This window comes from Vibrio sp. V23_P3S9T160 (assembly GCF_963886625.1).
Lineage (GTDB): Bacteria > Pseudomonadota > Gammaproteobacteria > Enterobacterales > Vibrionaceae > Vibrio > Vibrio anguillarum.
The window spans coordinates 1-8,845 of the sequence record NZ_CAWPDB010000021.1 but is presented as its reverse complement, the minus strand read 5'-3'; the positions used below and the strand labels follow the sequence as shown (position 1 = coordinate 8,845).

The following is an 8,845-nucleotide window of genomic DNA, read 5'->3' as shown; positions in this document are numbered from 1 at the left end:
CTACGGACAGCAAGCATCAAATGCCTGTTGCTCCAAACCTGTTGGCTCAGAATTTTAGCGCATCTGCTCCGAATGAAAAATGGGCTGGAGACATCACCTATATAGCGACAAGCGAAGGCTGGCTGTACTTGGCGGTAATTATTGACCTTTACTCAAGACAAGTAATTGGATGGTCTATGGATACCAGAATGACGGCTACGCTGGTCTGTGATGCGCTATCAATGGCGTTGTTCCGTCGCGGATTCCCCGAGCAGGTTATCGTTCATAGTGATCGAGGTAGTCAGTACTGCTCAAAAGATTATCGAGATCTCATAACTGCTTATAATCTAAAACAAAGTATGAGTAGGAAAGGAAATTGCTGGGACAATGCTTGTGTTGAGAGCTTCTTCCATTCTATGAAAGTTGAAGCAATCCAAAATGAGCCGATTATGACGAGAGACCAGATGCGCCAAACGATCTTCGAGTACATAGAGGTTGATTATAATCGGACGAGAAGGCACAGTGCTCTTGGGTATCTAAGCCCAGTTAACTTTGAACAGCAAAATGTCGCTTAATGAAGTGTCCAGTCTAGCTGGAGCAGATCAGACCTCTTAAACGTGAGTGAGCAGCAAGATCTTTTGGAAGAGAGAAACATCCTGTTCATGGATGACAACACGTATCTTGAAAAAATGTTTTTGAGGATGCTTGCATTCAGTCATATATCTGTTGATGACATGTCAGAAGAACAGTTAGCGAACTTGCTGCTAGCCAAGGTCAAATGGGCTGAGAGGTCGACATCAACTCGTTCTAAGTCGCTTCACGTTATGCATGACTCGGTGCAGTTTATACAGTGTTTGACGGTAAATGGTTCTGATGGAAGTGGTGGGGCAAGCTATCAAAAACTACCAGGATTTATGAAGATACTGAAGAATGTAGTATCAGTTGACGGTGATTTCTCTATTGGTATTCTTTCGGAGGTCCTCTGTCTAGGCGCAATTGTTAGAGCATTAGAAACGGTTTTAACCAAGGAAATCAAACTTTCATCTGATGATGCTCTGGTTCTGCTAGGCTTTCCAAAACAAATGAAGCGTAATGCACGCGAGTTATTAGATGAGATTGAGAAGCTGTGCAGAACATACGGTCGCACTAGATTGGATGAAGAAAGCGTCCAATCGATCCTATGTAATTTACAACAACATGATGTTGTAAAGAAAGTCTCGAACGAAGAAGGTACTTGGGAGCTAAACGAACGATTCTCAATAAGTCCTTTCTAGTGACTATGTTTCTTCCTGTAACGATACAAAGGTCTCTGTTAATAGATTCCTTTGTATCGAACTTGCAGGCAGTTATAGCCAATGCTTAGGGACTTCTAAATCAAAGCTCTTCGCTGCATACTCAAGCATCGTGAGAATCTCACGGTGCTTTTTTTCATCATAGGGCTGGCCGTTTTGCTTTTGCTGAACAATGACTTTGAGCTCTACGAGGTTAAACATGCCCAGCTTGTAGAAGTTTCCCCAACTTGGTATGCCAAATAAGTTGTATATTGTCTCTGTACTGTCACGCTCACCGGCAAGGCGTTTGGGCTCATCGATTTTGGCAAGTGCTGCTTCGCCTTCATCTTTGGTGTCGTAAGTGTTGAGTAACTTCATGATTATTGACCTATTATTTTTAGTTGCTTATTTCCTGTTACAGAGAGGCTGCCTTTGGCAGCCTCTTCTATATGCCCGCTCCACCAGCACATCATTGGCTTTCTGCGCTCAAAGTAGTCAGTGCGGTTATAGGCACTGCGGACCTGGTTATCGTCCACGTGAGCCAATGCCGCTTCAACTAAGTCAGGATCAAAGCCTTGCTCGTTGAGTGTAGTACTTGCCAGTGAGCGCAAACCGTGACTAACTAGCCTTCCGGCAAAACCCATACGTTTTAATGCCATGTTAGCCGTTTGGCTGTTGCAGGGCTTTTTCGGGTCTCTATCTGACGGAAAAATAAAATCTCGATGGCCGCTTATCGGTTTCATTACTTCCAATAGCGCCAGCATCTGCTCTGTGAGCGGGATGCGGTGCTCTCTTCTTTTTTTCATTCTCTCGGCTGGAATGGTCCAGACTTTCTCTTCCCATTCAATTTCATCCCATCTAGCGCCAGCGGCTTCAGAAGGGCGCGTCATGGTGTGTAATTGCCATTCTAATAAGCAACGAGTTGTGCGTTTAATACTTGCATTAGCTATTGCCCCCATTAGCTCTGGCAATTCATGTGGTGCTAATGCGGCCATATTTTCTTTTTTAGGCTTTTTGAAAGCGGCACGAATACCAGTAAGTGGGTTTGCTAGGATAAGGCCGCAGTTAGTGGCAAAGTTCATCACCTCATTCAAACGCTGAGATAGGCGTTTGACGGTTTCTAAGCTACCTTTGGCTTCAATCGGTTTGAGTAGCTCGATGATTTCCGGTGCCGTGATCGCTTTTATCGGTTTATTGGCGATGTGCGGGAAGATATGCAGTTCCAATGAACGCCAGATATCGATCGCGTAATCGGGAGTGACATCGTGCTGTTTGATGGCAAACCAGTCTTTCGTGACGTTCTCAAAGGTGTGCTCATGGATCTCTTTATGAACTTGTTGTTGGCGTTTTCGATCGTCTTGTGGATCGATGCCTTGTGCGATCAGCTCTTTGGCAGAAAGTAAGCTTTTTCTTGCTTGTAAAAGGGAGATGTCTGGGTACATTCCAAAGCTTAAGTTAGCTCGTTTACCGTTTGTGGGGCGATAGTAGTTGAAGATCCACTGCTTTGAACCGTTAGTTTTGATTCTAAGTCGCAAGCCATTACCATCGAAAAGATTATATTCTTTCTCTCTAGGTTTGGAGGCTTTGATCTCTTTATCTGTCAGCTTTACTGTGTTTTTTGCCATGATGGGTACACCAGATTAACACGATAAAATCAGTGTACCTTGTAGTGTACCTAAAAATCAAAGCTGCTATGAAATCGCATTGGACGTTGTTGGATGCTAAGTTATTGATTTTTCGTTGCTACAGGCAAGAAAAAAGACGCCCTAGGACGTCTTTAAACTATGTATTGGTGGAGCTGGCGGGATTTGAACCCGCGTCCGAAAATCATTCATCATTGGTACTACATGCTTATTCGATCTTTAATTTCACCATCAAACTGCGAACCGACACGCTATCTAATGGCTATCCTGAATTAGTTTTAATGCTTTGTCTCTCAGGCGGGAGACGCGGCACGAGCTTGTTTGGTTTTGACTCTCTGTTGTTCCCCGTCTTACGAGCGGAAGCTAGGGCAGAAAGGCTCTTGGCAGGTTATTAAGCTGCTAGTGCGTAGTTTTCGTCGTTTGCGACTATTTTTTTGCGGCTTTTAACGTGGCAAACCGCCCCACGGCATGCACCTCAGACTGCAAAATTCCCGTCGAATCCAGAATCAGCCCCAAGTGTGTTGACGCATACTACCAGAAAACCTTTGTCTGTCTAGCTTTCTGCGTCTAAGTGGTCAAGATTAACGCAATGAGCTCTTCATTACGCGTGCTTTCTCTCTTGCCCAATCTTTTTCTTTTAAATCATCACGTTTGTCATGCAGTTTTTTACCTTTCGCTACACCAATTTTGATTTTCACCCAAGAGCGAGACCAATACAGTGATAGTGCGATAAGTGTCATGCCTTCACGGTTGATGCGTCCATAAAGGTTATCCAGTTCACGGCGGCTGATTAACAGCTTGCGCACGCGAGTTGGGTTGGCAACCACGTGAGTGGATGCTTGCTGCAGTGGCGTTATTGTCATTCCGGAAACAAAGGCTTCTCCGTCTCGCATGAAAACGTAGCTTTCTGCGATATTCGCTTTGCCTTGACGAAGAGATTTGACTTCCCAGCCTTGGAGCTCCATGCCTGCTTCTACTTCATCTTCGATAAAATATTCGTGGCGAGCTTTTTTATTTACAGCAATGGTATTGCTACCTGCTTTTGAGTTTGATTTTTTCTTTACCATAGTGGCGGCATTATACGGCTTGGTTTGAGCTTAGGAAATCCTTTTATTTGCGTAGGATAAGAATAAAAGTAAAATTGTTACACACCAGACTTTTTCGGTGGTGATGAGGAGAGAATATGAAGCAAGTCAGTCGTTCTGCTTTAGTGTCTTTTAGTGCAGAACAAATGTTTAATCTCGTGAATGACGTTGCTCGTTATCCTGAATTTTTGCCAGGTTGTTCTGGTTCTCGCGTTATTGAATCTTCCGATTTGTCGATGGTGGCTTCGGTGGATGTTTCAAAGGCAGGGATAAGTAAGACGTTCACAACGTCGAATGTGTTGGTGGCCAGTGAAGCTATTTTGATGAATTTGGTCGATGGTCCTTTTAAGGCTTTAAAAGGCGGTTGGTATTTTACTGCACTTGATGAACAGGCCTGCAAGGTTGAACTTAAACTGGAGTTTGAATTTTCGAGCAAAATGGTGGAATTGGCTTTTGGCAAGATATTCAATGAATTGACTAGTAATATGGTTAACGCATTTACCAAACGAGCGAAACAGGTGTATCAGTAATGAGTATTGAATCTGAGATGATCCATGTTGAGGTTGTCTATGCATTGCCTCATGAGCAAAGAGTACTTAATTTGGTGGTAGACAAAAACTCAACCGTCGAAACGATAATTCAACAGTCCGGTGTGCTTGAACTCTACCCAGAGATTGATTTATCAAAAAATAAGGTCGGAATTTTTAGTCGTAACGTTAAGCTAGATTCGACGGTCAGAGACCGTGATCGCATTGAAATTTATCGTCCGTTATTGGCCGACCCTAAAGAGATCCGTCGCAAGAGAGCCGAGCAGGCAAAAGCACAACAGTAAACGTTGCTGCGGTATTGGATGCAAGATAAAGGGCTCGTTATGAGCCCTGTCCGTTAGTGTCACTCATTGTGAGGTGCACTTTGGGTATCATTTGTTTGAACGTGTTTTCGTTCAGTTTACGCCTTCAAAAAACCGTTCGCTAGGAGGGTAGTCGCCACTGATTTCCATCAAAGCACCTGCGGTATTAAATGTCGCAATCAGGTTTTTCTGTATCGATTCTTTGTGGCCTTCCGTGTGGTGATAAATGTAATACCAAGTATCGGGATAACCGTTTTCAATAAGCATCGGCGACCCCATGACAAACCTAACCTGTTCTTTGCTCATACCGAACTTGAGCTGATCGACGGCTTGCTGTTCAACGTAGTTGCCTTGGTTAATATCAATACGATAAACGAGTTTTTCTAATAAAGAGCACCCACTCAGCATTGTCATTGCTAAAGGGACTGCGATTAACCACTTTTTTAACTGCATATTCAAAATTCTTTGCCAATAGGTCGTAAAACTGGACTGATAATAAACAAGCTCGCAGCAGAAGTAAAAAATAGACTGAGCTACGAGCTAGTTGAGACTGCAAATTTTGAGTTTGGTTGCAAACCTAAAAAGAAAAATGTTAGCTTAGGCGGCGATCAACAGCTCTTTCGCGTTAGCAAGGGTGGATTCGGTGATTTGGCTACCTCCTAAAAGGCGAGCAAGTTCAGCGACGCGTTGTTCATTGTCTAACCGTTTCATTTGTGTTTCTGTCTTTCCTGCTTTGGCTTGCTTGCTGACAAACAGTTGTTGGTGCCCGCAGCCTGCCACTTGTGGTAAGTGAGTCACACAAAGTACTTGAGTTGATTCACCTAATGTTCTTAGCATTTTTCCGACTACCGCTGCTGTCGGGCCACTGATACCGACATCGACCTCATCAAAAATAAGGCTAGGAGTATCTACTTTTTGAGCGGTGATCACTTGGATTGCTAGAGATATCCGTGATAGTTCTCCGCCTGACGCGACTTTAGCGATAGGCTGCAGCGGTTGACCTGGGTTGGTCGAGACTAAGAAAGTTACTGTGTCAAAACCCAGTGGTGATGGATGCGTTGTTTCATGATGAACTTCGATGCAGAACTTGGCTTTTTCCATGCTCAGTTCGTGCATGCTATTGGTGATCAATTTATCCAGCTCTTTCGCGTAACGGCTACGAGACTTATGCAGTTTGTCGGCACAGGTTGCAAACTGCTGATACTGTTTGGCAACGTTACTTTCCAGTTCTTGTAATTTATCTTCAGAGCAGTCAAGTTGTTCTATTTGTTTGAGCAGATCTTGGTGGTGGTGGTAAAGCGTTTCAGGTGCGATATAGTGCTTGCGCGATATCGACATCACCTTAGAATAACGCTCTTCTACATAAGCCATGCGTTCAGGATCGACATCGATACTATCTAAATAGTTTCGCAGTTCACTGTTGGCTTCTTCGAGTTGGATGATGGCTTCAGCTACCATGTTGGGTAAGGTGGCAAGTTTTTCATCTAACTCGGCCAGTTCAAGCAAGGCGTGGTTGGCTGACTGCAGCAAACTTAGCGCATTGACTTCTTGCCCCTCATAAATAAGTTCAATGGCTTGCTGGCAAGTGGTAGCAAGCTCGCCACTGTTGGCTAAACGTCTGTGCTCATGTTCGAGTTCGGTGAACTCTTCTTCACCAATCGCCAATTCATTGAGCTCTTTGATTTGATACTCCAGCAGTTGAACTTGAGCTTGGTTTTGTTGGCTATTTTCTTTGAGTTGATTGAGCTGGTTATCTGCTTGACGCCACATTTGGTAGGCTAAGCGTGTCTCTTTGACAAGATTCACGTGACCTGCATATTGGTCCAGCATGCTCATTTGATACTCACTTTTCATCAGTTGATGATGGGCGTGTTGACCGTGAATGTTGATCAGTAATTGACCTAGAGCTTTGAGTTGTGAAAGAGGCACAGGGCTGCCATTGATGAAGGCACGAGAGCGGCCATCTTTGGTGATGATTCGGCGTAAAATACACTCTTTTTGGTCGAGCAAGTCATTGTCTTCCAACCAGCGCGTGGCGTTGAGGTTATTGTCCAAAATAAAGGCGGCGCTGACTTCGGTTTTTTCTTCACCCTGCCTGACCATTCCTGCTTCCGCACGGCCACCAAGACATAAACTGAGCGCGTCAATTGCAATGGATTTACCCGCACCGGTTTCGCCAGTAATGGTAGTCATTCCTTTGGAAAGCTCTAACTGCAATGATTTAACGATAGCAAAATTATTCACACTTAAATGAGCCAGCATTTCTGTACCTATATAATCAAACAACACTGTATAAGTGAACAGTATAAACTGTTTTTTTATACAGTAAAGATGCCTGTCAGAACACTATGAGTATTGGAAACTGCTCTGAGTTTAGTGCATGCGACAGGAAGTGATTTATGTTGCTTGATAGCTCTGGCTTTCTAGTGAATTTTACTTCATTCGATGGGTTAATTAGTTTTGAATTGATTATTAAATGTTCATTAAATAGTTTGACGAGGTTCACAAAAAATCCCGCTAAATTTATAGATTTTGTTTTGCTCGATTTAGAAGGAAATAGCGCGCCAATTAGGCGCGCTTTAGTTAGTTATTATTCAACTTCCTTTAGACGGGCTGTGAAGTGGCGTAGCACTTGTGGCTCGTAGGTGAAATCGAGTCCCTTCACGTTGTGGGCATTCTCTTTTACTTTCCCAAATGCTTCGATAACGAAGTCCATGTGCGTTTGAGTGTAAGTAGCACGAGGAATGGTTAGGCGTAACAACTCAGCAGGACAAGGGTGTTGTTTACCCGTTGCAGGATCACGGCCTAATAGTAGCGAACCGATTTCCACCGCGCGGATACCGGCTACTTTGTAGAGTTCACAGGCCAAAGCATGAGCTGGGAATTGATGCGAAGGGATATGAGGTAATAGTTTGCCTGCATCAACGAATGCTGCGTGGCCGCCAGCTTGCTGACACACAACCCCAATGGCTTCTAGGCCATCAACAAGGTACTGAACCTGGCCGATACGGTACTCTAGCCAGTCTTGACGCATGCCATCGTATAGACCGACAGCAAGACGCTCCATTGCACCACCTTCAAGACCACCATAAGTAGGGAAACCTTCTTGAATCACACAAAGCGTGCGGCATTCCGTGTAAGTGTCCATCATCGATTCATCTTTGAAACACAACAGACCACCCATTTGAACCATTGCATCTTTCTTAGCAGACATGGCTAAACCATCTGCGTATTTATAGGTTTCACGAGTGATTTCTTCGATAGTCCAATTTTGATAACCCGGTTCGCGTTGCTGAATAAAGTAAGCATTCTCAGCAAAACGCGCAGAGTCCATGATGACAGGAATATCGTAGCGTTGAGCAATCTCGTATACCGCTTTTAAGTTAGCGATAGAGACAGGCTGACCACCGGCAGAGTTACAAGTAATCGTGCTGACAATGTAAGGTACGTTCGCAGGCCCTGCTTCTTCAATCGCCATTTCCAGTTTCGCGATATCAAAGTTACCTTTGAAATCTGCATTGACAGACGTATCGAACGCATCTTCGGTATAGACGTTTTTCGCCACACAGCAGTTAACCTGAGTGTGACCTTGAGTGGTGTCGAAGAAGTAGTTAGACAGCGCCACCATTTTTGAGCGGTCTAGGCCTTTTTCTTGCTCACGCTTTTTAATTAGAACAGGAATATAGATTTGCTCTGCACCACGGCCTTGGTGAGTTGGGATAGTTAACTCATAACCGAAGATATCTTTTACCGCATTCGCCAGCGCATAGTAGCTGCGGCTGCCACTGTAAGCTTCGTCACCCATTAGCATTGCTGCTTGCATTCTTTGAGTAATAGAGCCTGTGCCGCTATCAGTGAGAAGGTCAATAAATACATCGTCACTATCGATAAGAAATGGGTTCATACCCGCTTTAAGGATGGCCTCTTCGCGATATTCACGCGTTGTACGTTTTACTGGTTCAACAACACGAATGCGGAAGGGTTCTGGTAAGTGTTTAAAGTTTTCCATGATAATAC

Annotated in this window: 10 protein-coding genes and 1 other RNA gene; 4 read left to right on the top strand and 7 right to left on the bottom strand. The window is 44.1% G+C overall.

From position 1 onward, the window contains the following. Together AACU59_RS01270 and AACU59_RS01265 are read left to right on the top strand one after the other, a co-directional pair. Window positions 1-554 (top strand): IS3 family transposase (locus tag AACU59_RS01270; RefSeq protein WP_141195600.1); only part of this gene is annotated, 554 nt, incomplete at its 5' end. Between the two features lie 42 nt (window positions 555-596). Next, window positions 597-1,253, top strand: a complete 657-nt coding sequence (locus tag AACU59_RS01265; RefSeq protein WP_094145129.1) for a hypothetical protein — start codon at window positions 597-599, stop codon at window positions 1,251-1,253. A 72-nt stretch (window positions 1,254-1,325) separates the two neighbouring features. On the opposite strand, the gene AACU59_RS01260 is transcribed toward AACU59_RS01265, so the two are convergent. The 4 genes from AACU59_RS01260 to smpB all read right to left on the bottom strand — a co-directional run bounded on the left by AACU59_RS01260 (window position 1,326) and on the right by smpB (window position 3,960). Continuing rightward, window positions 1,326-1,628 (bottom strand): hypothetical protein, encoded by a 303-nt coding sequence (locus tag AACU59_RS01260; RefSeq protein WP_094145130.1) that lies wholly within the window; start codon window positions 1,626-1,628, stop codon window positions 1,326-1,328. Window positions 1,629-1,630: 2 nt separating this feature from the next. Then, window positions 1,631-2,875, bottom strand: a complete 1,245-nt coding sequence (locus AACU59_RS01255) for an integrase domain-containing protein (RefSeq protein ID WP_094145131.1) — start codon at window positions 2,873-2,875, stop codon at window positions 1,631-1,633. Between the two features lie 165 nt (window positions 2,876-3,040). Continuing rightward, window positions 3,041-3,407: a transfer-messenger RNA gene (ssrA, locus tag AACU59_RS01250) on the bottom strand. A 67-nt stretch (window positions 3,408-3,474) separates the two neighbouring features. Then, the gene (smpB, locus tag AACU59_RS01245) at window positions 3,475-3,960 is read right to left on the bottom strand and encodes an SsrA-binding protein SmpB (RefSeq protein ID WP_013857439.1); all 486 of its coding nucleotides are present in this window, start codon (window positions 3,958-3,960) and stop codon (window positions 3,475-3,477) included. 116 nt (window positions 3,961-4,076) lie between these two features. Here smpB and AACU59_RS01240 point away from each other — a divergent pair, with 116 nt between their 5' ends. Then, window positions 4,077-4,508 (top strand): SRPBCC family protein, encoded by a 432-nt coding sequence (locus AACU59_RS01240; protein WP_013857438.1) that lies wholly within the window; start codon window positions 4,077-4,079, stop codon window positions 4,506-4,508. Beyond that, window positions 4,508-4,810 carry an RnfH family protein gene (locus tag AACU59_RS01235; protein ID WP_010319507.1) on the top strand — a complete coding sequence of 101 codons (303 nt, stop codon included), beginning with the start codon at window positions 4,508-4,510 and terminating at the stop codon, window positions 4,808-4,810. The genes AACU59_RS01240 and AACU59_RS01235 overlap by 1 nt, the downstream gene beginning before the upstream one ends. A 111-nt stretch (window positions 4,811-4,921) precedes the next feature. On the opposite strand, the gene bamE is transcribed toward AACU59_RS01235, so the two are convergent. The 3 genes from bamE to tnaA all read right to left on the bottom strand — a co-directional run bounded on the left by bamE (window position 4,922) and on the right by tnaA (window position 8,837). Beyond that, window positions 4,922-5,281 carry an outer membrane protein assembly factor BamE gene (gene bamE, locus AACU59_RS01230; protein ID WP_094145132.1) on the bottom strand — a complete coding sequence of 120 codons (360 nt, stop codon included), beginning with the start codon at window positions 5,279-5,281 and terminating at the stop codon, window positions 4,922-4,924. A 144-nt stretch (window positions 5,282-5,425) separates the two neighbouring features. Beyond that, on the bottom strand, window positions 5,426-7,090 hold the full coding sequence (gene recN, locus AACU59_RS01225) for a DNA repair protein RecN (RefSeq protein WP_094145133.1): 1,665 nt from the start codon (window positions 7,088-7,090) through the stop codon (window positions 5,426-5,428). Window positions 7,091-7,418: 328 nt separating this feature from the next. Then, the gene (gene tnaA, locus AACU59_RS01220) at window positions 7,419-8,837 is read right to left on the bottom strand and encodes a tryptophanase (protein ID WP_017043367.1); all 1,419 of its coding nucleotides are present in this window, start codon (window positions 8,835-8,837) and stop codon (window positions 7,419-7,421) included. Window positions 8,838-8,845: the final 8 nt, after the last annotated feature.

Excerpts from the sequence above, each read along its gene's own strand:
- AACU59_RS01260 (WP_094145130.1), bottom strand. The coding sequence starts at position 1,628 with ATGAAGTTACTCAACACTTACGACACCAAAGATGAAGGCGAAGCAGCA.
- AACU59_RS01255 (WP_094145131.1), bottom strand. The coding sequence starts at position 2,875 with ATGGCAAAAAACACAGTAAAGCTGACAGATAAAGAGATCAAAGCCTCC.
- smpB (WP_013857439.1), bottom strand. The coding sequence starts at position 3,960 with ATGGTAAAGAAAAAATCAAACTCAAAAGCAGGTAGCAATACCATTGCT.
- AACU59_RS01240 (WP_013857438.1), top strand. The coding sequence starts at position 4,077 with ATGAAGCAAGTCAGTCGTTCTGCTTTAGTGTCTTTTAGTGCAGAACAA.
- AACU59_RS01235 (WP_010319507.1), top strand. The coding sequence starts at position 4,508 with ATGAGTATTGAATCTGAGATGATCCATGTTGAGGTTGTCTATGCATTG.
- bamE (WP_094145132.1), bottom strand. The coding sequence starts at position 5,281 with ATGCAGTTAAAAAAGTGGTTAATCGCAGTCCCTTTAGCAATGACAATG.
- recN (WP_094145133.1), bottom strand. The coding sequence starts at position 7,090 with ATGCTGGCTCATTTAAGTGTGAATAATTTTGCTATCGTTAAATCATTG.
- tnaA (WP_017043367.1), bottom strand. The coding sequence starts at position 8,837 with ATGGAAAACTTTAAACACTTACCAGAACCCTTCCGCATTCGTGTTGTT.